Below are 24498 nucleotides of genomic sequence, written 5' to 3'. Positions count from 1 at the left end.
AGTCCCCGATACAACGGTCACTTGCCGCCGGACCGTGCCCCGCTGGGCGGTCGGCATCGGCGTCAACCTGAGTTGACACGAGCTCGTCTCGTCAATTACGGTTGACACTCATGAGCATCGATTCCATCCGCACCCTCGTGGGCAGCGCCGACTCGGACGATCCCTATGCCGCACTGCGGGCCATCGCCGAGCTGCGCAAGGAGCTCGACGCGGTCGAGGCCGTGACCGTCCGGCGAGCCCGCAACGCCGGGCTGTCCTGGCAGATCGTCGCGCTCGCGCTCGGCGTCAGCCGTCAGGCAGTACACAAGAAGTACGGAAGAAGATGAGGAACCGATGAGTTCTCCCGCCGCTCCCCGCTCACGATTCGGGCGCCGCGCCACCCCCGCCGGCCCGCGCGCCTCCTTCCGCCAGCTCCTCCCGTATCTGTTCGAGCACCGCCGCGTGCTCGCGCTCGTCCTGGTGCTCAGCGTCCTCGGCGCGCTGGCCTCGCTCGCCCAGCCGCTGCTCGTCAGCAGCGTCATCTCCGTCGTCCAGAAGGGCGACCCGCTCGGCGGCCTCGTCTGGCTGCTCGTGGTCCTCGTGCTCGTCTCCGGCTTCATGAGCGGCTACCAGCACTACCTGCTGCAGCGCACCGGAGAGGGCGTCGTCCTCAGCTCCCGCCGGCAGCTCGTCGCGCGGCTCCTGCACCTGCCGATCCGCGAGTTCGACACGCGCCGGGTGGGCGACCTCGTCTCGCGCGTCGGCTCCGACTCCACCCTGCTGCGCGCGGTTCTGACGCAGGGCGTCGTGGAGTCGGTCGGCGGCGCCATCACCTTCGCCGGTGCTCTCATCGCGATGGCGATCCTCGACCCGGTGCTCCTGCTGCTCACGCTGCTCGTCGTGGCGGTCGCGGTCGTCACCGTCGTGACGCTCTCGGCCCGGATCCGGCCGGCCGTCACCCAGGCGCAGGCCAAGGTCGGCGCACTGGCCGCAGCCGTCGAGCGCGCGATCAGCGCCATCCGCACGGTGCGCGCGGCGAACGCGACCGAGCGCGAGATCGCCACGATCTCGGCCGAGGCGGAGGGCGCCTGGCAGCTGGGGGTCAAGGTCGCCCGCATCTCGGCCCTCATCGTGCCGGTCGCGAGCGTCGCGATGCAGGTGTCGTTCCTGGTGGTCCTCGGCGTCGGCGGCTACCGCGTCGCCAGTGGCGCGCTGACCGTGGCGAACCTCATCGCGTTCATCCTGTTCCTCTTCATGATGATCCTTCCGCTCGGGCAGTTCTTCGGCGCGATCACCGCGGTCAACCAGGCGCTCGGCGCCCTCGGCCGCATCCAGGAGGTGCTCGCCCTGCCCACCGAGGCGGAGCACGACCGCGAGATCGCACCTCTCGCCGTCGTGGTCGGCGCGGCGAACGCCACCATGCGGCCCGAGGCGCCGGCGATCGAGTTCGACGACGTGCGCTTCGGCTACGTCACGCTCGCCGAGGCGGAGGACGGGACGCCGGGGCCCAGCGCGGCGGCCGCCTCATCGCCCGCCGAGACCGCGACGACCGTCGAGCCCGAGCTGGTGCGCCAGCCCGTCCTGCACGGAGTGAGCTTCGAGGTGCCGCGCGGCTCCCGGACGGCCATCGTGGGCCCATCGGGCGCGGGCAAGAGCACGATCCTCTCGCTGATGGAGCGGTTCTACGACCCGGACTCCGGGGCGATCCGCCTGGGCGGCGTGGACATCCGGGGACTCGCGCGCGAGGCACTCCGCGGCCAGATCGGCTACGTCGAGCAGGACGCCCCGGTGCTCGCCGGGAGCCTCCGCGACAACCTGCTCCTCGCCGCCCCGAACGCGACCGACGCCGACTGCGTCGAGGTCCTGCGCCGCGTGAACCTCGTCGAGGTGCTCGAGCGCGACCCCGCGGGGCTCGACGCCCAGGTCGGCGAGGACGGCGTCATGCTCTCCGGGGGCGAGCGCCAGCGCCTCGCGATCGCGCGGACCCTGCTCGCGGCGCCGCCCATCCTGCTCCTCGACGAGTCGACCTCGAGCCTGGACGGCGTCAACGAGCAGCGGATGCGCGAGGCGATCGATGCGGTCGCCGAGGACCGCACGCTCGTGGTGATCGCGCACCGGCTGTCGACCGTCGTCGACTCCGACCAGATCGTGGTCCTCGACCACGGCCGCGTCCTCGGCATCGGCACGCACTCGGAGCTGGTCGCGACCGTCCCGGTCTACCGCGAGCTCGCGAAGCACCAGCTGCTGGTCTGACGCGGCGCCCACCGGGGCGTGTCGCATCCGTCCGGACGTGTCGCATCGGTGCGCCGTTGCGACACGTCCGCTCGGTTGCGCCGCGCCCGAGTGCCCTACGAGTGGGTGACGGTGACGCCCGCCGCCTCCAACTCCTTGAGGGCCGCCTGGCTCGAGTCCGGCGCCACTCCCGCGATGAGGTCGGACAGCACCCGGACGCGCTTGCCGTCGTTGACCGCATCCAGCGCGGAGGCGCGGACGCAGTAGTCGGTGGCGATTCCGACCACGTCGACGTCCGTGACGCCGCGCTCGGCGAGGACCTCGCTCAGGGGAACACCGTCCGGGGTCTTCCCCTCGTAGATCGAGTACGCGGGCTCGCCCTGACCCTTCTGGATGTGCACGTCGACATCCGAGGTGTCCAGATCGGGGTGGTACTCCGCCCCCGGCGTGCCCGAGACGCAGTGCTGCGGCCAGGTGACGACGTAGTCGGGGTCGGCCTCCATCGCGAAGTGCCCGCCGTTGTCGTTCGAGCCGTCGTGCCAGTCGCGGGACGCCAGCACCACGTCATAGGCGTCTGGATGCTCATCCAGGTAGCGGGAGATGCCGGCCGCGACCGCCGCACCGCCCTCCACGCCGAGCGCCCCGCCCTCCGTGAAGTCGTTCTGCACGTCGATGATGAACAGCGCCGAGGTCATGCCGGAATCCTAACGACGGTGGGCCCGCTCCCGACCTGCACCCCTGGCTCCTCCCCTAGGACTGCGAACCGAGCGGGACTGCGCCCCAGCAGGACTCTGTGCCGCAAGCAGGATTCCGGGCGGGGTTCCGTCCCGCTTGCCGCACCAAGTCCTGCCGGAGGGGCGCGAAGTCCTGCCGGAGGCGCGGTGAGGGTCGAAGGCGGGGGCGGCGCGAGGCGCGGGTGGGACACAATCGGAGGATGCGCACCCGCCCCTTCGCCCAGGTCGACGTCTTCTCCGCCGCGCCCCTCCGCGGCAACCCGGTCGCGGTGGTGCTCGACGGGGACGGCGTCTCCGACGAGGACATGCAGGCGTTCGCGCGGTGGACGAACCTGTCGGAGACCACCTTCGTGCTGCCTGCCGCGGATCCGGCCGCGGACTACCGCCTGCGCATCTTCACGCCGGGCGGGGAGCTGCCGTTCGCCGGCCACCCCACCCTCGGCAGCGCGCACGCGTGGCTGGAGGCGGGCGGAACTCCCCGGCAGGAGGGCGCGCTCGTGCAGGAGTGCGGCATCGGACTCGTCCAGCTCCGGGTGGAGGCCGACGGCATCGCGTTCGACGCCCCGCCGCTGCTCCGGTCCGGACCAGCCACGGACGAGGAGGCGGCCGCCGCTGTCGAGGCGCTCGGTGTCGACCGGGGCCGCGTCCTCGACGTGCAGTGGGCGGACAACGGCCCCGGCTGGATCGCCGTCCTCGTCGACAGCGCGGCGACCGTCCTCGGCCTCACCCCCGACTTCGCAGCCATGGGGAGCCTGAAGGTCGGCGCCGCCGGTCGACACCCGGAGGGCGGCCCCGCCGACTGGGAGGTGCGCGCCTTCGTGCCCGGCATCGGCGTGCCCGAGGACCCGGTGACCGGAAGCCTCAACGCAGGCCTGGCCCGCTGGTTCCTCTCCTCCGGACTCGCGGACCACGCCTACACAGCCCGGCAGGGCACGGCCCTGGGCCGGGATGGCCGCGTGACGGTGACCCCGGAGGGCGACAGCATCTGGGTCGGCGGCGCGAGCACCACGCTCATCCGCGGCACCGTCACCCTCTGACCCGGCGGGGGCGGGCGCGAGCTCCTCAGCGCTCCGCAGGACCTCCCGCACTCCGCAGGCCCTCGCGCCCGGTTCGGCCCTGCTGTCTGCAGAACGTCCTGCTCAGCGCCGGGCGTCGCCTGAGCCCCGCGCCCGCCTACTGGTTCGACAGGTTGTTGCCGCAGTCGTAGATCGCCGCGGCGAGGGTGTCGATCGCTTCCTTCGCGTCGTCGCTCACATCGCCTAGGGCGTAGATGGCGAAGGTGAGCGGAGTCCCGTCGGCGGCGTCGATGATCCCCGACAGGGTGTAGCCGTCGTCGATCCAGCCGGTCTTGGCGTGCACCGCGCCGTCGGCTCGGGAGTTGGCTCCTGCGAAACGGTCGGAGTACCGGAGCGAACCGGCCTCGCCGGACACCGGAAGCCCGTCGTAGACGGCCCAGAGGCTGCCCTCCCGGTTCTGCACCTTGAGAAACAGCGAGGTCAAGTACGACGGCGGCACGGCGTTGTTCCCGCTCAGGCCGGAGCCGTCCGCGATCCGAAGCGCGGACGTGTCGAGGCCGTAGGCCGCGAGGCCGGCGGTGATGCCCTGCTGCAGGGACCCGAAGGTGTTGCCGGCGCCGGCCTGGATCGCCGTCACGCGCGCGAGCGCCTCGGCGAGCGTGTTGTCGGACACGATGAGCGCCTGGTAGACGAGGGTCGAGACCGGCTGCGACTCGACGTGACCGAGGACCGGTGCGCCGGCGGGAGCGCTTCCGACGGACGTGGCGACGCCACCGAGCTTGGCGGCGAACGCGTCGCCGGCCCGCTGCACAGGGTTCTCGCTGCGGGCGGACACGTTCGAGTACGGGTCGTCGCGGTCGCCGTCCACCATGAGCGCCGTGATCTCGGGCATGTAGCCGTCGTACAGCTCCTTGCGGTTCCAGCTCGGCTCCCAGGCGTCGCCGCCGAAGTACGAGGAGTCGAGCACCACGCGCGTGATCGGGGTGCCTGCCGTGGCCGGATCCGAGTCCCACGCGGCGCGCACCTGCGCGGCCAGGTCGTCCAGGTGGGGAGCGCCCTCGTAGGCGCTCTCGTCGCCGGACGGGGTCCTCGACAGGGTGGGGTCTCCCCGCCCACCAGGACGACCGTGCCGGGCTCGCTGCCGCGCACCACGGTCGTGGTGAGCCGGTAGTCGGGGCCGAGGACGTTGAGCGCGGCGGCGCTCGTCAGGACCTTGAGCACGCTGGCCGTCCGGGACGGCACGTCCCCGCCGCGGTCGTAGAGGACCTCCCCGGAGGCCGCGTTGACCACGCGCGCCTGGAAGTTCGCAAGGCGCGAGTCGGATGCCGGGCCGGCGACCGAGCAGGTCCGCACGGGAGCAGGCGCGGCCGGCGCAGCTGGAACGGCTCGCGGGATGGGGGTCGGCGTCGGCGTGGGGATGGCCGAGGGGCTCGGCGCGGTCTTCGCCGCCCGGACCGCAGTGGGCTCGGACGCACCCGGACCGGCGACCGCCGCTCCCCCGGCGACCGCACCGCCGAGCGCCGTCAGGTAGACGATGGCCCCGCCGGCGATCGCGGCGGTGATCCGGCTACGACGGGTCAGAGGCACGCCGACAGTCTAAGCAGGGGTCTCCTGCGGGTAGGCGAGGCCGATCCGCCTGCGGATGTCGTCGAGGACGTCCATGATCAGCACGCTCTCGGCGGGCGAAAGGCGGGGGCTCGCGGTCTCGCCTGCGCGGATGAGCCGCTCCGCCTCGAGCGCCTGGAACTGCATGCCGCGACCCTCGAGCTTCGACTCGTACCGCTCGACCACCTCGCCGGCCGCGTCGTACACCGTGAACGAGGTGGGCGAGTACCAGACCGAGTCGATCTGGATGCGGCCGAGCGTGCCGAGGATGCTCGCGGTGTTCGGGCCCCGGGTGTCGAGCGCCGTGTGCAGGACCGACTGGCGCCCGCCCTCGTGCCCGAAGAGGATCCCGGTCTGCCGGTCCACGCCGGTCTCTGTGAAGTCGGCGACCGCGGCCACCGAGGTCGGCGCGCCCAGGATGTCGACGGCGAAGGACACCGGGTAGATGCCGAGGTCGAGCAGGGCGCCGCCGCCGAGCTCCGGGTTGTACATGCGGCCCTCGAGGTTCTTCGGCAGGTCCTGGTTGTGGTCCGCGAGGACGGTGCGCACGTCACCGATCGTGCCGGCGTCGAGGATCTCGTGCACGCGGACCATGTGGGGCAGGAAGCGCGTCCACATCGCCTCGAGCACGAGCAGGTTCTTCTCCGCGGCCAGCGCGGTGACCCGGCGCGCCTCCTCGGCGTTGAGAGTGAATGGCTTCTCGACGAGCACGTGCTTGCCGGCCTCGAGCGCGAGTAGGGCCGCGTCGACGTGGCCGGGGTGCGGGGTCGCGATGTAGACGATGTCGACCTCCGGGTCGGCGACGAGCGAGGCGTAGCTCGGGTGCCGGTTCGGGATGCCGTGCTTCTCGCCGAAGGCGTCCGCGGACTCCTGCGACCGGCTGCCGACCGCGACGGCGCGCATGCCGCCGACGGCCAGATCCTTCGTGAACGCCCCGGCGATTCCGCCGGTGGCCAGGATTCCCCAACCGAGCTGGTCCGTCATGCTGATCCTCCTCCGCGCGCACACCGCCATGCGGGCCCGTCCAGACTAGCGACGGCCGAGGAGTCCTCCCGCGCCTGCGGTCGGCTTCAGCAGTCCGTCCAGGCGGCGGAGGCCCGCACGAAGCTCTGGGGCTCGTCCGGCAGTCCGCCGTGGGTCATCGCGAAGGCGATGCAGACGCCGTCGACTGGTCCGGACTCGGTGGGGCGATAGAGCGCGGCGCGGTGCGGAAGGGACTCCCACCACTTCTGCGCCACGGTCGCGCCGGTGTTGCCCGCTCCGCCGGCCAGGTTGCCGTCGCAGCCGATGCTCGGGACGCCGTCGCTGCGGACGCTGCCCTCGTGACCCCAGGCGCTGGCCGGGTCGTCGCTCGGGTCGGACGCCATCCAGTCGAGGCGGTCCTCCATGCATTCGTCATAGCGGAAGTTGGCGGCGGGGATCGGCGTGAGGCAGTGGGTGATCCGGATCTCGTTGTAGCGCATGGCGAAGGCGCGCAGGTCCGCCGTGCGAGTGCCGAGGATGGCGCCGTCGGCGAAGTTGCGTCCCGGAGCCTCGGCCGTGACCGGGTCGACCGTGCCGCTGCAGTGCTGGTCGTCCGCAGCCGGGTCGAGGGGCTCGGAGGCGGAGAGCGAGAAGGTGGGCATCTCCATCAGGAAGCCCGGGAGGGCGCGCAGCCCGCCGGGAACGGCGAGGGCGAGGACGGCGACGGCGACCGCCACCACGAGGGCGGCCACGGAGAGTGCCGTGCCCACTTCGGAATGCGTGTGCTTCCCCATAGGTGTTGTCCCCCAACAACGTCTGCGCTCGTCCACCCCTGAACGCTTTGCAGACCCGCGAAGCCGCGGCCTGTCCCCCAAAGTACGAACAACGGGTGCCCGCGGCAAGGCTTCAGGCCCGTTTGCGCCGTGTATTGGGGACGCGGAGGCCCCTGACCGCCTGCTTCAGCGGCTCGCCCAGAGCATGCCGCGCTCGACGAGCGTCCGCACCTCGGGGACCCGCAGGGTCTCCAGATCGTGCCCCGGGGTCGCGACGAAGACCCGACCGGCCCCCAGCTGCGGGTCCAGACGGCCGGGGAGGTGACGGGGCGGTTCCAGGGTCGCCCCTCGCGGGTCGGGTGCGTCGTGGTCGCCAGCACGTCGTTGTAGTCGTCGCTCAGCACCCAGTACTGCTCGGTCTCGAGCTCGAAGTCGGTGAGCCCCGCGGTGATCGGGTGCTCTGCCGCCGCCGGGGTGAGCTCCACGCGGTAGCGCCGGTAGTTGCGCGCGGCCCCCGTGTCGTCCGGGCCCACGTCGTCGCGGCTCGGGTGCGTGGCGAACTGGCCGCCCACGAGGTGGAGGTAGTCCGAGTTCGCCCGGTAGGAGTCGGCGATTCCGCCGTGCCAGCCGGCGAGGCCGGTCCCGACACGGACGGCCGCCTCGAGCCCCTCGAACTGCTCCTGCGTGATCGTCGACATGGTCACGGACTGCACGATGAGATCGACGTCGGCCATGGCGCCCGGCTCGGCGTACACGCCCGGACCCTCTTCGACGCGAACCGCGTACCCGCTCGACTCGAGGAACGGCAGGAACAGCCCGACGGCCTCCCTCGGGGAGTGCCCCTCCCAGCCTCCCCAGACCACCAGTGCCTGCTTGCCGCTCGACTCCGCCACCCTGCGACTCCTCTCGTCCCCCTCAGCCCATCACCGGTGGGAGCCGACCGCAAATCGGTGCTCAGTAGAAGGAGGGGAAACGGCCGCCGAAGATGTGGTTCCACTGCTGGAACGCCTGGTCCGGCTCGCCCATGCGCATGTGCTTGAGCGCACTCTCCGCCCAGCCGGCTGCGTTGGCAAGCTTGAGGATCGCCTCGTCCCGCACGTGCGGCGCGGTCGCCTCGATGGCGCGAGCTCCCCCGGTGGGGTCCTCCATCGGCGCGAGACCGTCCCAGAGTAGGGTGGCGAAGAAGTTGCGGACGTCGTAGGGCAGCACGACCGCCGAGCGGCCGGCCATGTACTCGGCGGCACGCATCTCGAGGTAGAAGGAGGAGACCGGCACGTCGCGGAAGTGGCGCCAGGCGCGCGCGAGGCGGGCCAGGCTCTTGGCGCCGCCGCGCACGCCGGGGACGGCGTTGCAGCGCTCCAGCCACTCCGAGTGCGCGACGGGGCAGGCCGACATCCACTCCTCGGCCACGCCCGGCACCCGGAAGCGCGGGTCCTCGCCGACGACCGTGCCGGGCGAGAACGCCGGGATGATGCCCACCCTCTCCGTCCCGCCAGCGAACTCGATGAGCACGGCCGGCCGGGAGATCCGCACGTGCACGGTCGGATACAGCGACTGCAGCGTCTTCTGCACGGACTTGAGCGTGGAGATGGAGGACTCGGGCCGCTTGCCGTCGAGCCAGACGAAGTAGTCGGCGCCGCTCACCTGGTGTACCCCGGTGTCGGAATGAAGGGATCCCCCTCGTACATCCCGTTGACGCCGTGCTTGCGCTGGAGCCTGTGCAGGATCTCGTGCTTGTGCCCCGCAGCGCGGGCGAGCTCTCCCGGCCGCGGAGCGAGCCACGACACGAAGACCTTGAACGCTTCCTCCGCATTCGCCGCCACGTCAGTCCCCCAACTCACGTTCCGGGGAACGCATTTGTCCCCCGATGGCGGAGAGCCTAGACAGCGGCTCGTCGCTGCGAGAAGGCACCGGTTCTGGGGGTTGCCGGCCTCGTCGCTGTCCCCCGATGGTCCAGCCCTCCGTGCCGGTCATCCCCCGGAATACGATGGCGTCGTACCCGGATGAGGAGGGGAGGGCGCAATGCCGGCATCGTGGCGGACCAACCGGCTCACGGCTCTCCTCGGGCTGGACGTCCCGATCCTCTCAGGGGCCTTCGGGGGCTCTCCTCGGTCGCCCTCACTGCCGCCGTCAGCAACGCCGGGGGCCTCGGCGCCTACGGGCTCTACGGCTACTCCCCGGAGCGCATCTCCGCCACGGCTGCGGAGCTCCGCGCCGCGACCGACCGCCCCGTGCTGCTCAACCTCTGGGTGATCGACGAGACCGACGCGGCGCCGGACGGAGCGGAGCCCGGGGCGGAGCTGCTCGAGCGCGTCCGGCCGATCTTCGCCGAGCTGGGCGTCGAGGTGCCGACCCCGCCCGAGCGCTACCTGCCGCGCTTCGCCGATCAGGTGGACGCGGTGCTCGAGGCGCGGCCCGCCGCCGCGGGATTCGTCTTCGGGGCACCCGACCCGGCCGCGATCGACCGCCTGCGCGACGCCGGGATCGTGCTCGTCGGCACCGCCACGACGGTCGAGGAGGCGATCGCGCTGGAGGGCGCGGGCATGGACGCGATCATCGCGAGCGGCGCCGAGGCGGGAGGACACCGGGTCTCCTTCCTGCGCCCGGCCGAGGAGTCGCTGGTCGGCACGTTCGCGCTCGTCCCCCAGGTCGCGGACGCCGTGAGCGTCCCCGTGATCGCCGCGGGCGGTGTGGCGGACGGGCGCGGGGTCGCCGCGGCGATGCTGCTCGGCGCGGAGGGCGTCCAGGTGGGCAGCGCCCTCCTGGCGACGAGCGAATCCGCGGCGCCGGAGAGCTACCGCCGCGCGATCTCGTCCGAGCGCTCGCGGCGGACCATCCTCACCCGTGCCTCCAGTGGTCGGCTGGGCCGAGCCATCCCGAACCGGATGACGGAGGAGGTCGGTGAGGATCCGGCGCCGTTCCCCGTGCAGAACTGGCTGACCGGCGCCTTCCGCCGCGTGGCGGCAGAACGCGACGACGCAGAGCTGATGACCCTGTGGTGCGGCCAGGCGGGGCCCCTGTCCGAGCTCACCGACGCGGCCTCTCTGGTGCGCCGCCTCGCCCAGCAGGCTGACGAACTGCTCTCTCCTGTGGGAGTCTGATCAGGATGCCTCATCTCACCATCAAGCGCGTATACCAGCCGCCGTCCGCCGCTGACGGCGCACGCGTGCTCGTCGACCGCCTCTGGCCCCGCGGGGTCGACAAGGATGAGGCCGAGCTCACGGTGTGGATGAAGGAGATCGCGCCCTCCCCGGAGCTGCGGCGATGGTGGGGGCACGACCCCGCGCGCCTGGCGGAGTTCACGAAGCGGTACCGCGCCGAGCTCGACGCGAATCCGGCGACCGACGAGCTGGTCGAGCTGCTCACCAAGCACCGCGCGATCACGCTCGTGTATGCGGCCAAGGACCCCCGCATCAACCATGCCCGCGTTCTCGCGGAGTACCTGGCCGCGCGGGAGCGCTCGGGGAACGGGCCGCATGCCGACTGAGCCCACGGGCTCTGACGCCCTGCAGGCCGGCACCGCGCTGCAGTCGGGCACCGCCGCCGACCGGGTCGCGCGCTGGGAGCTGGCAGGCGGGACCTGGCAGGTCCTCGCCCGCGCCGCGGGCGCCGTGACGGTGGCCCTGTGCCGCTGCGACGGCGGCGAAGAGGTCGAGCGCTTCGCCTCGTCCGAGCCCGCCCTGCTGCAGCTCCTCGGCGGCAGGGCGAGCAGCGAGGACTAGCGGCGCGACTCCTCGGGCTTCCGCGGATCAGCCGCCCCACACCGCTCGGGCGCCCGAGTCGCCGATGAGGACGATCAGAACGAGGGCGCCGGCGGCCACCGCGCAGACGACGACGGCGAGCGCCGCGGTGACGGCTCGTCGCGCGGACGGCGAGCTCAGCATCCGCTCGCGCCAGCGGAACCAAGCCCACTCGGCGCCGGCGACCACGAAGAGGCCGATCGCCCAGGGGAGGAGCATGTGCCCGAGCTCCGCGTGCCGGTTCACCGCCGGGATGGGACCCACCTGCGCCTGAAGGTCCTCCCCGCCGCCACCGTGAGCGGCACCGCGACCAGGAGCGCCAGCCCGGCGAGAGGGGTGACGATGCCGAGGCGGCGCCGCGCGGCGGGCCACACGGCGTGCAGCACCACCGCGAGGGCGGTGATCGGCACGAGGGCGATCACGGAGTGCACCAGCAGCGGATGCAGTGGTAAGCCGTTCACGGAGAAGTCCATGCCGGAAGACACGAGGCAGGGGCGCGATCGGTTCAGGTGAACCGATCGGGCCTACATCTCGTGTCCTCCGTGGAAGGGATGACGATGAGCGACGACGAGACGCGGCTGCTGCGCTCGCTGCGCGACGAGCACGCGGCACCGCTCTGGCGCTATGTCGTCCACCTCACCGGCGACCGCGCGCTGGCGGACGACATCGTGCAGGAGACCCTCCTTCGCGCCTGGCGGCGCCCCTCCGTCCTCGACCAGTCCCAGTCGTCCGCGCGAGTGTGGCTCTTCACCGTCGCCCGCAACCTCGTGATCGACGATCGCCGCAGCGCTCGCCATCGGCACGAGCTCACGGTCGAGACGCTGCCCGACACCGCCGACGCCGACCGCATCGACGCACTCCTCGAGTCGTGGCTCGTGGCCGAAGCCCTCGCCGCCCTCACCGAGGAGCACCGAACCGTGCTCGTGCACGTCTACTACGGAGGAAGATCGATCGCCGAGACCGCCGCCGAGCTGGACATCCCGCCCGGAACCGTCAAGTCCCGACTCCACTACGGATTGCGGGCTCTGCGCCTGGCCCTGCAGGAGAAGGGGGTGACCGGATGAGCGACCCGTATGAGGACTGGGATGCGTCGTACGTCCTCGGCGCGCTGTCCCCTGCCGAGCGCCGGGAGTTCGAGTCGCACCTGCGGACCTGCGAGCGGTGCTCGAGCTCCGTGGCCGAGCTGGGCGCCATGCCGGCACTGCTCGCCCGCGTGCCGCGCGAGGAGGCGTTCGCGCTGCTGGGTTCGACCTCTCGCGGCCCGGAGCCGGTCCCGGACCCGCTTCCGCGCCTGGTCGCGGCGGTGCACGCCTCCCGCCGGCGTCGTCGGCTGTGGACCTCTGCGGCCGTCCTGGCTGCGGCCGCCGCGCTCGTCGCGGTGCTCGCGCTGCCGGGCGCTCTGGCACGGTCGCCTCATGCCCTCGCGGTGCCGCTGACCGCGGTCGCGGAGACGATCCCGCTGGCGGCGGAGGTCGAGGTGGTGCCCGAGAGCTGGGGAACCAGACTGGACATGACGTGCCGGTACCGGAGCGGGACCCTGCCCGACACTCCCCCGCCCTGGAGCTACGAGCTCGCGGTCACCGACCGGTCCGGCGCCCGGACCGTCGTCTCGAGCTGGGAGGCGGGCCCGGGCCAGACCGTGCACACGACCGGCACGGTCGACCTCGACGCGGACCAGATCGCGTCACTCGAGGTGCTCGCGAGCGCATCCGGCACGGTCCTGCTCTCGGCGGACGTGCCGGCGCGCTCCGGCTGAACCTTTCGCCCGCGTGCCTCGTGCTCCCGGTAACCGCCGACCGGCGGTTGCGAACAAGGAGGTACGGGGATGAGAAGGAAGACGTCGCACCTGGCGGTCGCCCTGTCGGTGATCGCCCTGGCTCTCACCGGTTGCGCAGGCTCGACGACGGACCCGGGGAGCTCCGGCGCCCCGGACACGGGGGCCTCCTCCGCGCCGCCCGCTGCGACCACGCCACCCGCCGAGGAGCCCAGCCCGTCCGCGGCCGCGGACCTGGCGGTCGCCAGCACGTCCCTCGGCGACATCGTCGTCGACGCCAAGGGCATGTCGCTGTATGTGTTCGACAAGGACACGGCCGGGTCGGGCAGCAGCTCGTGCTCCGGCCAGTGCCTCGTCAACTGGCCTCCGCTGCACGCCACCTCGGACACCCCGACGGTCGACGGCGTCACGGGCGAGGTCGGCACGATCACGGGCACCGATGGCCAGCCGCAGGTGACCCTCAACGGGCTGCCGCTCTACTACTTCGTCGGCGACGCTGCGCCCGGAGACGTGAACGGCCAGGCGGTGCAGCAGATCTGGTGGGTGGTCGGCCCCGACGGGGAGGCGATCCACTGAGGGACACTCAACCTATTCACATTCCAAGCGGCTTGTTTTTCGAACTACTTGGCCGTACGGTTCTCGGATGGGCTTCCCGCCCTGCTCTGAAGGACGAAAGGTCCCCATGTCTGCTCTGACCGCCGGCCCCGCCGCGTCCTCTCGCCGCTCCGACCCGAACTGCCCGAACTGCGAGCAGCCCCTGCGCAAGCAGGGTGACGGCGACAGCCACTACTGGTCCTGCAAGGACTGCAACCTGGTCTTCCTCGTCTAGACCTCGACAGCCGAAGGCGAACGCCGCGACGGAGCACCCGCTCCGCCGCGGCGTTCCCGTCTCAGTCCAGCCCGTCCCGCCACGAATGCGCCGGCTCGAACCCGAGAAGCCGCCGCGCCTTGTCGATCGACAGGAGCGTCTCGGTGCCGGGCACCTCGCGACGCAGCGGGACCTCCGGGAACACCTCCGCCGCGAGCTCGGCGGAGGGACGGGACATGACGGTGTCGGCCGCCGCGATGAGGAAGTTCTCGGCACCCACGAGGTCGGCCTCGACGGCGAGGCGGCAGGCGATGGCGCCATCTCGCGCGTCGATGTAGCCCCACGCGTTCCACGAGCGGAGATGCGCATCCGCGTCGAAACCGGGGAACGCCGCGTAGTCCGCGGGCTCCATGACGTTGGAGAACCGCAGACCGAGGAACCCGGAGTCGGGACACCAGCGGGCGAAGTGGCGGGCGAGCTCCTCGTCCACCGCCTTCGCGAGCGAGTACGACGACTGCGGGCGCACCGGGTACTCCTCGTCGACCGGGAGGTACGGCGGCGGCGTGTCCTCGAAGGAGAGGCCGAGCAGGGTCTCGCTGGAGGCCCACACCACCCGGCGCACTCCGCCGAGACGGGCCGCGGAGAACAGGTTGTACGTCGTGATGCTGTTGTTCGCGAAGGTGGCCTGGTTGGGCAGGAGCCCCGGAGCGGGGATGGCCGCGAGGTGCACCAGCGCGTCGACCCCGCCCGAACCGACGGGGTGCTCGCCGTAGCGGTCGTCGATCGCGGTCAGCAGCTCGACCGCCTGGCCGTAGTCCGTGAGGTCCGCCTGGACGAACTGCACTCCGTGTGGAAGATCCGCCGGTCGGATCCGGTCCACGCTCGTCACGGCGTAGCCGTGCTCCGCGAACTCCCTGACAACCGCCCGGCCGAGCTTTCCACTGCCTCCGGTGATGACGACTCGCGACCCTGCTGCCTGCACCCGCTCGAGCCTACCTGCGGACCTTCCGAGCTTCCCCGTCAGCCCTCTACCTTGGCCTGCATGAGCATCTCGACGGTCCTCCGCGGCCGCAGCCATCGACTTGTCAGGATGACCGGGCGCGATCCTGACGAGTCGCATCGGGGCGCCACGCCCCTCGAGCTGCTGTTCGACCTCACCTTCGTGGTCGCGTTCGGCGTCGCCGGAACACAGCTCGCGCACTACCTCGCCGAGGGGCACATCGCAGCCGGCGGCTGGGGATTCGGCTTCGCCGTCTTCGCCGTCAGCTGGGCCTGGATCAACTACTCCTGGTTCACGTCCGCGTACGACACGGACGACTGGGCGGTGCGGGTGGCGACGCTGGTGCAGATGGTCGGGGTGATCATCCTGACGTTCGGGATCCCCGCGGCCTTCGCCTCCATCGACGAGGGGGAGCCGCTCGACAACGCGCTCATGGTCACCGGGTACGTGATCATGCGCGCGGCACTCGTACCCCTGTGGCTGCGGGCGGCACGCGACGATCCGCAGCGACGGCGGTCCAACCTGTACTCGGCCGGATCGATCGCGGCCGCGCAGGTCGGCTGGGTCACCTTCACGTTCGTCCAGCTCGAGGCGATGCCGCGCGTCGCGGTCTTCCTCGCCCTCGTCCTCTTCGAGCTGGCGGGCCCGATCATCACGCAGCACGTGCTCGAGCCCCTGCCGTGGCACGCGCAGCACCTCGCGGAGCGGTTCGGACTGCTCGTCATCATCACGCTCGGCGAGGTCGTCTACGGCACCGTGACGACCGTCACGGCGGTGGTCGCGGAGCAGGGATGGTCGCTCGGGACGGGCGTCGTCGCCTTCAGCGGCATGGCTCTCGCCTTCGCGATGTGGTGGGTCTACTACCTCACTCCCGCGGCCGAGGTGCTCGCTGCGCACAGGGAGCGGGTCTTCTTCTGGGCCTACGGCCACTTCGTGGTGTTCGCCTCGATCGCCGCAACAGGCGCAGGGCTGCACGTGGTGGCGGATGCGATCGAGGGCGAGGCCGAGCTCGACAGTGTCGGCGTGGCCCTCACGGTCGCGATTCCGGTGCTCGTGCTGTCCACCGCGATCTTCACCATCTACAGCGTCCTGCTGCGCGCCTTCGACCGCTTCCACGTGCCCCTGTTCGCCCTGTCGGTGCTCGCCATCGTGGCGGGCGTGGCGGCTCCGGCGCTCGGCGGGTCCCTGACGGTCACTCTCGGCCTTCTCGTCCTCTCTCCGGCGATCGTCATCGTGGGCTTCGAGACAGTGGGCTTCCGGCACCAGGAGGCCGCACTCGAGAGGATGCGCGTCTCCTCGCCCGCGCGGTGGTGACCCGGCTTCAGACGCCGTCCGGATCGGGGGACGAGGGAGGACCGGCGCTCGACTTCTGCAGGCGGTAGACGACATCCCGATGCACCAGGTGCGCAGACGTCACCCTGTATCCATCCGCCGTCAGGGCCGCGATGTCGGCGGGCAGAGCGCGACCCCGGGGCAGCTCGACCGCCCACACCGTGGGCGTCAGCCGCGCGAACGTCGCCTGGACCAGGGTGACGTCGTCCCACAGCCACGGCCGCTCGTCGTAGCGCCGGCGCAGCTCCACGTCCTGCAACCCGGCGAAGCCGGAGGGGTAGAGCCGCAGGGCCAGCCGCGGGTCCTCCGACGGGCGGGTGCTCTCGTCGAACACCACGGCATCCCCGCGCCCGGCATGGGCGCCGACGTACGCCGACACCTGTCGCCAGTCGCTCCCCTCGTCCTTCGCGAAAGGGCCACGCTCCTCGACGTAGACCGGGGCGGAGGCCGCGACGACCAGGGCGAGGAGCGCGACGGCGGTGGCGCCGGGGACCGCCGCCGCGACCCGCTCCGAGAGCCGAAGCCGGCGGGCGGCCGCGGAGCACCAGCGCGCGGCCGCCATCATCCCGAGCGCGATGAGCATCGCCGCGGCCGGCGTCGAGAGCGTCAGGTAGCGCATGTTGTAGGTCGGCTCGACGAGGACGCTCTCGAGGATCAGCAGTCCGGTCGGCAGGGTCAGCCACAGGCCGGCGAGGAGCGCCAGCTGTCGCTCACCGAGCCGGGCGGCGGAGCCGCGGAGCAGCGCCGCGACGAGACCGACGACGATCAGCGTCCAGCACACGACCGCCGCCGGCACGGCGCCGAACCACTGGTCGACGAGCACGTCGGGGGCGTGAGGTAGTGGCGCCGGGCGAGGAAGGCCACCTGCTCGCGCTGGCCGGCCGCCACGGCCGCGATCGGTGCCGCTAGGAGAAGCGCCACGGCCACGGCGAGCAGCCAGCGGCGGAGCAGGCCGCGCCCCGCCCGCGTCCCCGCGAGGAACATCCCGTGCACAGGGACCAGCAGGCCGAGGAACAGGAACAGGTAGGGCGCCGCCGCGAGGCCCAGCGTGTAGCGCAGCCAGGCGACTCGCCGGTTCCCGGCGTCCTGCAACGCGGCCACCAGCGCGACCGAGACCCAGACGGCGACCACGCACGCGAGCGCGTAGGACCGCACCTCTGTTGCCGCCCAGGTCAGCCGCGGCAGCACCGCGCAGACCGCCCCCGCGAGCAGCGCGACGCGGGTGCCCGCGAGCCGGGACGCCAGCACCATCGTGCCCGCGACGGCGAAGCCGACCGCGATCGCGCTCGGCGCCCGGGTGGCGAGCTCCGAGGTTCCGAAGAGGCGCACCCAGCCGTGCAGGAGCAGGTAGTAGACCCCGTGCACGGCATCGACCCGGGTCAGCTCCGCCAGAAGCGAGCCGAGCGGCCGGGAGGCGGACAGGACGCTGGCCGCCTCGTCGCCCCAGTACGACGGAACCCAGCTGCCGAGGCCGTTCCCCACGGCGGCCGCAACGCCCCCACCAGGGCGAGCACGGACGGCGACGCGGAGCGGAGGCGCACCCCGCCCCCGCTCGCACTCGCAGACCCCGACGTCGCGCTCAGCCCGCGAAATCCTCCGGCTCGGCCTCGTCGAGGAACTGGCGGAACTCGGCCACCTTCGCCTCCTCGTCCGGAACCTCCCCGGTCAGCTCGTCGGGGACCCCGGCGGCCTCCAGCACCTCGTCCGCGACCCAGATCGGCGCGTCCACCCGCGAGGCGAGTGCGACGGCGTCCGACGGCCGGGCGTCGATCGCCAGGCGACCCTGCGGGGTCCGCAGCGTGATCTCCGCGTAGAAGGTGTTGTCCTCGATCTTCGTCACCTCGACCCGCTCCACCGTGGCTCCCGTCGCCTCCAGCAGGGTCTTCATGAGGTCGTGCGACAGGGGGCGGGCGGCGTGAGCGCCCTCCACGGCGATGAGGATGGAGCTCGCCTCCTGGCCGCCGATCCAGATCGGCAGCACGGTCTCGGAGCCCGAGGCGATGGGCTTCAGCAGGATGAGGTGCTGCCCGGCGGCGTCGCGGGCGACACCGGCGATCCGAACCTGAACCATGGCCACTCCTCCGTGCCGGCGAGGAACTGCCATGGTACGACCCCCATCTGTGCGGGGCGAGGAAAACCCGGAGCCCCGGCCGGGGGTTCCGGCGACCAGGCGGGGAAAAGAGGGTAGCCCATCGGGGTCCGGGGGCACGCCGGAGCTCCGGACGAGCTTGGCGGCGCTTTCCCAGGTTCACCCCTCCTGGACGCTCGGCGAACCCGCGCCACGCCGGGCGGTTCCCCGGAATTCCGCGGAACCGCCGCGATCCGCGTGCGATCGGCGCCCCCACCCCCGCCGACTCGTGGGCAGAAGTCAAGTCCCCCTCCTTGGGTCGCCCGGCCGCATAGCGTCGCACTCCTCGCCATCGGAGTCGCACGTCAGCGGTGGCGATCCCTATCCGGCCGCGCTCGACGTTCCCCGCAGCACAGAACGAGAGCAGCCCCCATGTCGCACCTCCTCCCGCACGCCCGGCAGCCCCGCCGCGCATGAATCCCTTCCGCTCTTCGCGGCACCGGCCGAGTCGGACGCCTCGGTGGTGGAGCACCGCCAGAACGTCGTCGGCGACCTCGTCATCCCGCTGGAGCGGGGAGAGATCGTCGCGCTGCCGCGGCTGTGGGACTTCTCGCTCACGGCCAGCGCCCCGGGACGCGCGATGCTGACGACGCCCGGCGGGCTGCACGCGACCGTCACGCTCGCCGAGGACACGGCCGTCGTCGAGTACATCGCCGACTCCTCGGACACGCCCGCGACGCGGCCTGACCGTGCACGACCTTCTGGTGATCGGCGGAGGCATCGCCGGCACGTCCGCGGTGCTCGCGGCAGCGTCCCGCGGCGTATACGTGTGCTGGGTCGCGGACGCCGTGACGCCCGCGGACCAGTCCGCGCACTGGCACGGACACCTGCATCGCGGCCGGCTCTACGACCCGGTCCGCGAGGCGGACCTCATCCAGGAGCTCGGCCAGAACGTCCCCTTCTGGTGGAGCGACGCGGTCCGCCCCTTCCACACCGCGGTCGACACCGTCGCGGTGGGGCCGGACGACCGATGGGCCGAGGACTTCCGGAGCCGCGTCGGCGGCTGCACGCCGCTCACCCGTCGCCCCTCCTTCCTGCGCCCCGACATCGCCGCGCTGCGGACGGACGAGGCGATCCTCGACGGAGTCGGCTTCCTCCGCGCCGCCCGGAGCGCTGCCGCGGCCGCTGCGGAGACGCTCGCAGGTCGCTGCAGCTCCCTCTCGCGAGGCGCCGGAGGCGCCTGGGATGCCACGGTGACGACCCCCGACGGCCGCACGCTGCGAGCACGCGCCCGCCGGGTGATCCTGGCGACGGGCACCGCGGCCCCCGAGCTGCTGCCTGCCTCGGTGCGGCTCGACCGCGAGCTCGACGCACGACTCAGCAGGATGCTCGTCCTCCGTGGGCCGCTTCCCCGCGCCGCCCTCATCGTGCCCTCCCGCTCCGCAGGCGGACTGTTCCTCGCCTCGCGGGACATCCCGGGCGCCGACTCGGCGGAGCGGGCGTGGCTCGTCTCGGACGGGTTCTCCTCGTCCGGCACCGGCTCCCGCGGATCGCTCACGGATGGCTGGTGGGCGTGCTCGATCCTGGAGCGGCTGTCCGACTTCGTGCGCTCGGAGACGCTCTCGCAGGCTCGGGTGGGCGGCTACCGCGCGGCCAAGTCGCGCCTCAAGTCCAGTCCCACCCGGGTCCCTGCTGAGGGCTTCGCCGTCGACCGCGACCGGGCCTTCGTGTCGCTCACCCCGTCCAAGTGGTCGAGCACGCCGACCTCCGCAGCGCACGCCGTGGCCGCCCTGATCCCCGACTCGGTCGACGTCGGCCGCCGCACGGAGGCGATGGCCGGCCTGCTCGCGGACGCGACCGTCGCCACCGAGCCGGTGTTCGCCGAGACCTGGCAGACCCTCACCTCGTGGGCGCCGCTCGAGGCCCTGCGGACCCCCGGTCTCGCCGCCATCACGGAGGGTGCCGGCCTGTTCGGCGCCAGCACGGCCGAGGTGCAGCAGGCTCGCCACCCCGCGCTCACCTGGGGGCGCGTCGCCTGAGCCGCCCTCCCTGACCCCGCCGTCCCCCACCATCACCGCAACTCCGTCGCCACAGCAGCCGACACCTCCTGGGCACCGGATTCCCGCCGTGGCCCGCCCCCTCACTGCCCCTTCTGAGAGAGCGCGCCAATGTCCCGCACCCTGCCCCGCAGCAACGTCAACCGGTTCCCTGAACGTCCGGCCGCGCCGCGGCCCCGGAAATCGCACCGCGCCGTGCCCCGGTCGACCGAGGAGATCACCGCCATCTCGCAGGCCGGTGGCCGCGTCCACTCCCCTGTGATGATCCTGCTCGTCCTCGTCGCCACGGCGGGGATCCTCTTCTACGGACAGTTCCTCCTGAACCCCGCCAACCGGGGAGATCTGCTGCCCTACCTGATGGTCGTCTCCGCTGAGGCGGTGCTCGTGCTGCAGGCCCTCTTCGCGATGTGGACGATCCTCTCCGGCGGAGGCGACCCCCGCGACTTCAACTTCCACGCCACCCAGGAGACGCTCTACGACGAGAAGGCCATCACCCGCCGCGGCCTCCGGGATCAGCCCTCCCTGTGGCCCATCCTCGTCGGCGGCAAGCAGGTCGGCATCGAGGTGTTCATCACCGTGTACGGCGAGGACCTCGGCAAGATCGAGGCCACGACCCGGGCCGCCATCGAGATGCAGGGCGAGCACCGCACCTGGATCCTCGACGACGGCGGCAGCGACGAGGTGCGCGACCTGGCGGCGCGGCTGGGAGCCCGCTACGTCCGCCGGCTCAGCAACAACGGCGCCAAGGCCGGCAACGTAAACCACGCGCTCGCCCTCGCCAAGGGTGACTTCTTCGTCATCCTCGACGCCGACTTCGTGCCGAAGCCGCTGTTCCTGCACGAGACGGTGCCGTTCTTCATCGACGAGAAGGTCGCCTTCGTGCAGACCCCGCAGACCTACGGCAACCTGGTCAGCCTCGTCTCCCGCGGCGCCGGCTACATGCAGGCGGTCTTCTACCGCTTCATCCAGCCCGGCCGGAACCGCTTCAACGCCGCGTTCTGCGTCGGCACCAACGTCATCTACCGGCGTGCCGCGATCGACGACATCGGCGGCATCGACACCGACTCCAAGTCCGAGGACGTGTGGACGTCGCTGCACCTGCACGAGCGCGGCTGGCGCTCGATCTACATCCCGATGACCCTCGCAGTCGGCGACGCCCCGGAGACCATCGAGGCCTACAGCAAGCAGCAGCTGCGCTGGGCCACGGGCGGCTTCGAGATCCTCTTCACCCACAGCCCCTTCAGCCCCAAGCGCCGCCTGACGATGGACCAGCGGCTCCAGTACATGGTGACCGCGACCCACTACCTGACCGGGATCGCGCCCCTGCTGCTGCTCCTCGTGCCGCCGCTCGAGATCTTCTTCGATCTCCGGCCGATGAACCTGCACATCTCGGTTCTGCAGTGGCTCCTCTACTACTGCGGCTTCTACGTCATGCAGATCGTGCTCGCGTTCTTCACGCTCGGCTCGTTCCGCTACGAGGTCCTGATGCTCGCGACGGTCTCGTTCCCCATCTACGTCAAGGCGCTCTGGAACGTGCTGGCCGGGAAGGACGAGGCGTGGCACGTGACCGGTCGCAAGGGCCGGCCGAAGTCGCCTTTCAACTTCATCCTTCCCCAGGTGCTCTTCTTCACCTTCCTGCTGCTCACGTCGGCGGTCGCTATCTGGCGTGACCTCGACAACGGCGTGCTGACGCTCGCGACGGGCTGGAACGTGCTCAACACGCTCATCCTCTTCTCCTTCGTCGTCGTCGCCGCCCGCGAGGGACGCCGGCTGACCCGGGAGAGCCGGGCGGCTGCGAACGGCCTGGCGGCCGCGGAGGTACTGGTCACCCACCAGCCCGCTCCGATCCGCACGATCATCGCCCGGCCGCTCTCCGCGGACGGGGAGGGGCTTGCCCGCATCTCCCCGCTGCGCGCCGGCTCCGCGGGACAGAAGGTGGCCTCGTGACCTGGGCGAATCGGCTGAAGCTCGGCGCCGGCCTCCTTCTCGTCGTGGCGCTCGTCGCGACGCTCACCGTGATCTTCACCCACCGCCAGGCCGAGGTGGCGAGCACCTCGGCCACCATCGCAGCCGACACCTATCAGGTCGGCACCGACTACGGCGGCACGGTCACCATGCAGAACGTCTCCGTCGGCGACGAGGTGGTGGTCGGCCAGTTCCTCTTCCAGGTGCAGAGTCTGTCCCTGCTGCAGGACCTGCAGCAGGGCCTCGTCTCCTTCGACACGGCGAGCTACTCAGTGGCCGAGGACGGCACGATGACCTTCAAGGCGACCGTCGCCGGGACCGTCGCAACCGTCGACACCAAACTCGGCGACTTCATCCAGGCGGGAGCGAAGCTCGCGACGATCGACCGCGCGGACAGCCTCTTCGTGACCGGCGACTACACCCTCACTCCGCGCGACTACGAGCGGATCGACGACGGCGCGGACGTCGACCTCATCCTGCCGAACCAGACGACCGTCCCCGGACGCGTCGAGCAGGTGACGGTGCGGACCGAGGACGGCCAGGCGCAGGCCCAGATCAAGGTGTCCAGCGACTACCTCGTCCAGGGCGCATACAACGGCCTCGTCACCCCCGGCACTCCGGTGGACGCGACCCTCCACCTCCGCCAGGACGGCATCTTCGCCGGCGCGATCGACGCGTCCGTCGGCTTCCTACGACAGATCGGACTCTGGTGACTTCTCGCACCCCTCCCGCATTCGCAGCGGGTCTCGTGATCCTCCTCGCCGGCGCCGCGCTCACCGCGTGCACGGGCGCCTCCGGCGAAGCCCCTGCGGCCGCCTCCTCCGGCACGGCTGTGCTTCCCGACTCGGCGACGCAGCGGCTGCTCGCGAACGTGCCGAGCCGTGCCGTGGCTCCCACCCCGGAGATGCGGCTGGCCGAGGGCCTTCTCCCGCCGACCAACCGGTGGTTCTCGGGGCTCGTCTTCGGCGCCGAGCCGCAGCCGGTGTTCCCCTTCCCGCTCTCCTTCGCGCAGACGGCGAGCGGGTTCACGGCCGGGCTGCCCACGCCCGCTCCCTCCGCGAACACGATCCTGGGTGCGGTCGGGCCCGGCCTGGACGTGGACCTGGGCGCCACGAGCGCTCTGGTGAGCGCCTACGACGAGGTGTCCGTCACGGTCGAGCACCGCAGCGGCGACACGGTGCTCGGTCACACCACCATCGCGGAAGGATCGCCGCTCGTCTCCTACCGGGCGGACACGGCGCAGACGGTCCGGCTGAGCGCTCCCGTCACCGCGACCGGCGACGGGTCGGGCACGGTGCGGGTCGGATCACAGGAGTGGGTGCTCAGCACCACCTCCGGCACCGTCTCCGGCACCTCCGTCGACCTGAGCGAGGGCGGCTCCCTCGTGCTCCTCCCGCTCCCCGAGGGGACGACCGACGCACAGCGCGAGGCGCTCACCTCGGCCGCCGGTTCCCCGCTGACGGCCGTCACCACCTCCTACCGCCGGACGGGGGACGCGCAGCGCACGCGCCTGACCTATCGCACCCAGGCAGGCGGCGCCTCGCTCGTCGTGCCCCTTCCCCACCAGGGAGCCGCCGCGGCGAAGGGCTGCTCCGGGCTCACCTACTCGACGGTCTACGGCACCGTGCCGCTGTGCGCGGCACGGACGCTCTCCTTCGACACCCCCACGGTGCCGCCGGCCTCCGCGCTCGACCTCAGCGGCCTCCCGGAGGACGAGAAGGCCGAGCTCGGCCAGCAGCTCAAGGTCGACGTGTCGACCTCTCCGACGTTCGCCGCCGACACCTACTTCGGCGGCAAGACGCTCTACCGCGCAGCGATGCTGCTCCAGCTCGCCCGTGAACTCGGGGACACGGAATCGGCGGCGACGCTGACGACGGCCCTGACGGATCAGCTCGACAAGTGGACGGATCCCGCCGGCTGCACGACGCGCGACCAGGAATGCTTCGTCTATGACCCCGATCTGAAGACGATGGTCGGGCTCGCGACCTCGTTCGGCTCCGAGGAGGGCAATGACCACCACTTCCACTACGGCTACTTCCTCTACGCCGCCGGTGTCGTGGCCCAGGACGACCCCAAGCTGGCGAAGCGGTGGGCCCCCGTCCTCGACCTGCTCGCCGCCGACATCGCGTCCCGCCCGGGTAAGGGGACGTCGACCGCTTTCCCCACCACCCGCGTGTTCGATCCGTACTTCTCGCACAGCTGGGCGTCCGGCTACTCCCCTTCGCGGACGGGAACAACCAGGAATCTTCCTCCGAGGCCGTGACCGCGTGGACGGGCCTCTCCCTGTGGGCGAAAGTCTCCGGGAACCGTTCGCTCGCGTCCGAGGCGGCGTGGCTGCTGAGCGCCGAGACCGCCTCGACCCTCGCCTACTGGATCAACCCCGACCTCGGGGAGGCGCAGTTCGACGGCTTCGGCCACGACATGGTGTCGCTGAACTGGGGAGCCAAGCGCG

28 protein-coding genes and 3 pseudogenes are annotated in these 24498 nt (G+C 71.8%); 16 read left to right on the top strand and 15 right to left on the bottom strand.

Annotation, left to right across the window (positions count from 1 at the left end):
- The first annotated feature begins 110 nt into the window (after window positions 1-110).
- Both QUE51_RS08375 and QUE51_RS08370 read left to right on the top strand, forming a co-directional pair.
- A complete protein-coding gene (locus QUE51_RS08375) occupies window positions 111-326 on the top strand; it encodes a hypothetical protein (RefSeq protein WP_286279043.1) in 216 nt (71 codons plus the stop codon).
- A 7-nt stretch (window positions 327-333) separates the two neighbouring features.
- Complete coding sequence (locus QUE51_RS08370; protein WP_286279041.1) at window positions 334-2232, top strand: ABC transporter ATP-binding protein; 1899 nt, start codon at window positions 334-336, stop codon at window positions 2230-2232.
- 95 nt (window positions 2233-2327) lie between these two features.
- Here the strand turns inward: QUE51_RS08370 and QUE51_RS08365 are convergent, their stop codons facing one another.
- Window positions 2328-2906, bottom strand: coding sequence for an isochorismatase family protein (locus QUE51_RS08365; protein ID WP_286279039.1), 579 nt, complete (start codon window positions 2904-2906; stop codon window positions 2328-2330).
- Between the two features lie 239 nt (window positions 2907-3145).
- On the opposite strand from QUE51_RS08365, the gene QUE51_RS08360 reads away from it, so the two are divergent.
- On the top strand, window positions 3146-3982 hold the full coding sequence (locus QUE51_RS08360) for a PhzF family phenazine biosynthesis protein (RefSeq protein WP_286279038.1): 837 nt from the start codon (window positions 3146-3148) through the stop codon (window positions 3980-3982).
- A gap of 136 nt (window positions 3983-4118) precedes the next feature.
- Here QUE51_RS08360 and QUE51_RS08355 read toward each other — a convergent pair whose 3' ends face one another.
- Both QUE51_RS08355 and QUE51_RS08350 read right to left on the bottom strand, forming a co-directional pair.
- The gene (locus tag QUE51_RS08355) at window positions 4119-4832 is read right to left on the bottom strand and encodes a D-alanyl-D-alanine carboxypeptidase (RefSeq protein WP_286279316.1); all 714 of its coding nucleotides are present in this window, start codon (window positions 4830-4832) and stop codon (window positions 4119-4121) included.
- A 45-nt stretch (window positions 4833-4877) separates the two neighbouring features.
- A pseudogene (locus QUE51_RS08350) lies at window positions 4878-5251 on the bottom strand (D-alanyl-D-alanine carboxypeptidase); the annotation flags it as partial.
- Between QUE51_RS08350 and QUE51_RS08345 the strand changes: the two are divergent.
- Entirely contained in the window at window positions 5244-5492 is a 249-nt protein-coding gene (locus QUE51_RS08345) for a hypothetical protein (protein WP_286279502.1), read from the top strand. The pseudogene QUE51_RS08350 and the gene QUE51_RS08345 sit on opposite strands and share 8 nt — an antisense overlap.
- Before the next feature lie 65 nt (window positions 5493-5557).
- Here QUE51_RS08345 and QUE51_RS08340 read toward each other — a convergent pair whose 3' ends face one another.
- The 5 genes and pseudogenes from QUE51_RS08340 to QUE51_RS08320 all read right to left on the bottom strand — a co-directional run bounded on the left by QUE51_RS08340 (window position 5558) and on the right by QUE51_RS08320 (window position 9125).
- On the bottom strand, window positions 5558-6550 hold the full coding sequence (locus tag QUE51_RS08340) for a Gfo/Idh/MocA family protein (protein WP_286279037.1): 993 nt from the start codon (window positions 6548-6550) through the stop codon (window positions 5558-5560).
- 86 nt (window positions 6551-6636) lie between these two features.
- Window positions 6637-7299, bottom strand: a complete 663-nt coding sequence (locus QUE51_RS08335) for a hypothetical protein (protein ID WP_286279036.1) — start codon at window positions 7297-7299, stop codon at window positions 6637-6639.
- 189 nt (window positions 7300-7488) lie between these two features.
- Window positions 7489-8195: pseudogene (locus QUE51_RS08330) on the bottom strand (ThuA domain-containing protein).
- A 61-nt stretch (window positions 8196-8256) separates the two neighbouring features.
- Window positions 8257-8946, bottom strand: a complete 690-nt coding sequence (locus QUE51_RS08325; RefSeq protein ID WP_286279035.1) for a hypothetical protein — start codon at window positions 8944-8946, stop codon at window positions 8257-8259.
- Complete coding sequence (locus QUE51_RS08320) at window positions 8943-9125, bottom strand: hypothetical protein (protein ID WP_286279034.1); 183 nt, start codon at window positions 9123-9125, stop codon at window positions 8943-8945. Before QUE51_RS08320 ends, QUE51_RS08325 begins: the two co-directional genes overlap by 4 nt.
- A gap of 210 nt (window positions 9126-9335) precedes the next feature.
- Here QUE51_RS08320 and QUE51_RS08315 point away from each other — a divergent pair, with 210 nt between their 5' ends.
- From QUE51_RS08315 to QUE51_RS08305, 3 genes are read left to right on the top strand one after another with little or no spacing between them, the layout of a single operon-like run.
- On the top strand, window positions 9336-10403 hold the full coding sequence (locus tag QUE51_RS08315; protein ID WP_286279033.1) for an NAD(P)H-dependent flavin oxidoreductase: 1068 nt from the start codon (window positions 9336-9338) through the stop codon (window positions 10401-10403).
- Between the two features lie 5 nt (window positions 10404-10408).
- Window positions 10409-10789, top strand: coding sequence for a DUF488 domain-containing protein (locus tag QUE51_RS08310; RefSeq protein WP_286279032.1), 381 nt, complete (start codon window positions 10409-10411; stop codon window positions 10787-10789).
- A complete protein-coding gene (locus tag QUE51_RS08305) occupies window positions 10779-11024 on the top strand; it encodes a hypothetical protein (protein ID WP_286279031.1) in 246 nt (81 codons plus the stop codon). The genes QUE51_RS08310 and QUE51_RS08305 overlap by 11 nt, the downstream gene beginning before the upstream one ends.
- Before the next feature lie 27 nt (window positions 11025-11051).
- On the opposite strand, the gene QUE51_RS08300 is transcribed toward QUE51_RS08305, so the two are convergent.
- The gene (locus QUE51_RS08300) at window positions 11052-11288 is read right to left on the bottom strand and encodes a hypothetical protein (protein WP_286279030.1); all 237 of its coding nucleotides are present in this window, start codon (window positions 11286-11288) and stop codon (window positions 11052-11054) included.
- Complete coding sequence (locus QUE51_RS08295; RefSeq protein ID WP_286279029.1) at window positions 11285-11515, bottom strand: hypothetical protein; 231 nt, start codon at window positions 11513-11515, stop codon at window positions 11285-11287. Before QUE51_RS08295 ends, QUE51_RS08300 begins: the two co-directional genes overlap by 4 nt.
- Window positions 11516-11599: 84 nt before the next feature.
- Between QUE51_RS08295 and QUE51_RS08290 the strand changes: the two genes are divergently transcribed.
- The 4 genes from QUE51_RS08290 to QUE51_RS08275 all read left to right on the top strand — a co-directional run bounded on the left by QUE51_RS08290 (window position 11600) and on the right by QUE51_RS08275 (window position 13645).
- Window positions 11600-12106, top strand: coding sequence for a sigma-70 family RNA polymerase sigma factor (locus QUE51_RS08290; protein WP_286279028.1), 507 nt, complete (start codon window positions 11600-11602; stop codon window positions 12104-12106).
- The gene (locus tag QUE51_RS08285) at window positions 12103-12798 is read left to right on the top strand and encodes an anti-sigma factor family protein (protein WP_286279027.1); all 696 of its coding nucleotides are present in this window, start codon (window positions 12103-12105) and stop codon (window positions 12796-12798) included. Before QUE51_RS08290 ends, QUE51_RS08285 begins: the two co-directional genes overlap by 4 nt.
- A gap of 69 nt (window positions 12799-12867) precedes the next feature.
- Entirely contained in the window at window positions 12868-13392 is a 525-nt protein-coding gene (locus QUE51_RS08280) for a COG4315 family predicted lipoprotein (protein WP_286279026.1), read from the top strand.
- A 106-nt stretch (window positions 13393-13498) separates the two neighbouring features.
- The gene (locus tag QUE51_RS08275; RefSeq protein WP_286279025.1) at window positions 13499-13645 is read left to right on the top strand and encodes a hypothetical protein; all 147 of its coding nucleotides are present in this window, start codon (window positions 13499-13501) and stop codon (window positions 13643-13645) included.
- A 61-nt stretch (window positions 13646-13706) separates the two neighbouring features.
- Here the strand turns inward: QUE51_RS08275 and QUE51_RS08270 are convergent, their stop codons facing one another.
- Entirely contained in the window at window positions 13707-14606 is a 900-nt protein-coding gene (locus QUE51_RS08270; RefSeq protein ID WP_286279024.1) for an NAD-dependent epimerase/dehydratase family protein, read from the bottom strand.
- Between the two features lie 108 nt (window positions 14607-14714).
- Here QUE51_RS08270 and QUE51_RS08265 point away from each other — a divergent pair, with 108 nt between their 5' ends.
- Window positions 14715-15938 carry a low temperature requirement protein A gene (locus QUE51_RS08265; protein WP_286279023.1) on the top strand — a complete coding sequence of 408 codons (1224 nt, stop codon included), beginning with the start codon at window positions 14715-14717 and terminating at the stop codon, window positions 15936-15938.
- Window positions 15939-15945: 7 nt separating this feature from the next.
- Here the strand turns inward: QUE51_RS08265 and QUE51_RS08260 are convergent, their stop codons facing one another.
- From QUE51_RS08260 to QUE51_RS08245, 4 genes are all read right to left on the bottom strand, one after another.
- On the bottom strand, window positions 15946-16779 hold the full coding sequence (locus QUE51_RS08260; RefSeq protein ID WP_286279022.1) for a hypothetical protein: 834 nt from the start codon (window positions 16777-16779) through the stop codon (window positions 15946-15948).
- Window positions 16722-17438 carry a glycosyltransferase family 39 protein gene (locus QUE51_RS08255; protein WP_286279021.1) on the bottom strand — a complete coding sequence of 239 codons (717 nt, stop codon included), beginning with the start codon at window positions 17436-17438 and terminating at the stop codon, window positions 16722-16724. Before QUE51_RS08255 ends, QUE51_RS08260 begins: the two co-directional genes overlap by 58 nt.
- Window positions 17439-17535: 97 nt before the next feature.
- On the bottom strand, window positions 17536-18027 hold the full coding sequence (locus QUE51_RS08250; RefSeq protein ID WP_286279020.1) for a bifunctional nuclease family protein: 492 nt from the start codon (window positions 18025-18027) through the stop codon (window positions 17536-17538).
- A 378-nt stretch (window positions 18028-18405) separates the two neighbouring features.
- Entirely contained in the window at window positions 18406-18735 is a 330-nt protein-coding gene (locus tag QUE51_RS08245) for a hypothetical protein (RefSeq protein ID WP_286279019.1), read from the bottom strand.
- A 38-nt stretch (window positions 18736-18773) separates the two neighbouring features.
- Here QUE51_RS08245 and QUE51_RS08240 point away from each other — a divergent pair, with 38 nt between their 5' ends.
- The 4 genes and pseudogenes from QUE51_RS08240 to QUE51_RS08225 form a co-directional block, all read left to right on the top strand.
- Window positions 18774-20063 (top strand): FAD-dependent oxidoreductase, encoded by a 1290-nt coding sequence (locus QUE51_RS08240; RefSeq protein ID WP_286279018.1) that lies wholly within the window; start codon window positions 18774-18776, stop codon window positions 20061-20063.
- Window positions 20064-20276: 213 nt separating this feature from the next.
- The gene (locus QUE51_RS08235) at window positions 20277-22028 is read left to right on the top strand and encodes a glycosyltransferase family 2 protein (RefSeq protein ID WP_286279017.1); all 1752 of its coding nucleotides are present in this window, start codon (window positions 20277-20279) and stop codon (window positions 22026-22028) included.
- On the top strand, window positions 22025-22759 hold the full coding sequence (locus tag QUE51_RS08230; RefSeq protein ID WP_286279016.1) for an efflux RND transporter periplasmic adaptor subunit: 735 nt from the start codon (window positions 22025-22027) through the stop codon (window positions 22757-22759). The genes QUE51_RS08235 and QUE51_RS08230 overlap by 4 nt, the downstream gene beginning before the upstream one ends.
- A 191-nt stretch (window positions 22760-22950) precedes the next feature.
- Window positions 22951-24467, top strand: a pseudogene (locus tag QUE51_RS08225) (glycosyl hydrolase); the annotation flags it as partial.
- Window positions 24468-24498: the final 31 nt, after the last annotated feature.

Origin of the sequence: Naasia aerilata (assembly GCF_030296595.1) — a bacterium.
In the GTDB taxonomy this organism is placed as follows: Bacteria; Actinomycetota; Actinomycetes; order Actinomycetales; family Microbacteriaceae; genus Naasia; species Naasia aerilata.
The sequence above is the reverse complement of the archived record's forward strand: the minus strand, read 5'-3'. Positions and strand labels throughout refer to the sequence as shown.

Coding starts and splice junctions, on each gene's coding strand:
- QUE51_RS08375 (WP_286279043.1), top strand. CDS start 111: ATGAGCATCGATTCCATCCGCACCCTCGTGGGCAGCGCCGACTCGGAC.
- QUE51_RS08370 (WP_286279041.1), top strand. CDS start 334: ATGAGTTCTCCCGCCGCTCCCCGCTCACGATTCGGGCGCCGCGCCACC.
- QUE51_RS08365 (WP_286279039.1), bottom strand. CDS start 2,906: ATGACCTCGGCGCTGTTCATCATCGACGTGCAGAACGACTTCACGGAG.
- QUE51_RS08360 (WP_286279038.1), top strand. CDS start 3,146: ATGCGCACCCGCCCCTTCGCCCAGGTCGACGTCTTCTCCGCCGCGCCC.
- QUE51_RS08355 (WP_286279316.1), bottom strand. CDS start 4,832: ATGGTGGACGGCGACCGCGACGACCCGTACTCGAACGTGTCCGCCCGC.
- QUE51_RS08340 (WP_286279037.1), bottom strand. CDS start 6,550: ATGACGGACCAGCTCGGTTGGGGAATCCTGGCCACCGGCGGAATCGCC.
- QUE51_RS08310 (WP_286279032.1), top strand. CDS start 10,409: ATGCCTCATCTCACCATCAAGCGCGTATACCAGCCGCCGTCCGCCGCT.
- QUE51_RS08305 (WP_286279031.1), top strand. CDS start 10,779: ATGCCGACTGAGCCCACGGGCTCTGACGCCCTGCAGGCCGGCACCGCG.
- QUE51_RS08295 (WP_286279029.1), bottom strand. CDS start 11,515: ATGGACTTCTCCGTGAACGGCTTACCACTGCATCCGCTGCTGGTGCAC.
- QUE51_RS08290 (WP_286279028.1), top strand. CDS start 11,600: ATGAGCGACGACGAGACGCGGCTGCTGCGCTCGCTGCGCGACGAGCAC.
- QUE51_RS08285 (WP_286279027.1), top strand. CDS start 12,103: ATGAGCGACCCGTATGAGGACTGGGATGCGTCGTACGTCCTCGGCGCG.
- QUE51_RS08280 (WP_286279026.1), top strand. CDS start 12,868: ATGAGAAGGAAGACGTCGCACCTGGCGGTCGCCCTGTCGGTGATCGCC.
- QUE51_RS08275 (WP_286279025.1), top strand. CDS start 13,499: ATGTCTGCTCTGACCGCCGGCCCCGCCGCGTCCTCTCGCCGCTCCGAC.
- QUE51_RS08265 (WP_286279023.1), top strand. CDS start 14,715: ATGACCGGGCGCGATCCTGACGAGTCGCATCGGGGCGCCACGCCCCTC.
- QUE51_RS08250 (WP_286279020.1), bottom strand. CDS start 18,027: ATGGTTCAGGTTCGGATCGCCGGTGTCGCCCGCGACGCCGCCGGGCAG.
- QUE51_RS08245 (WP_286279019.1), bottom strand. CDS start 18,735: ATGTACTCGACGACGGCCGTGTCCTCGGCGAGCGTGACGGTCGCGTGC.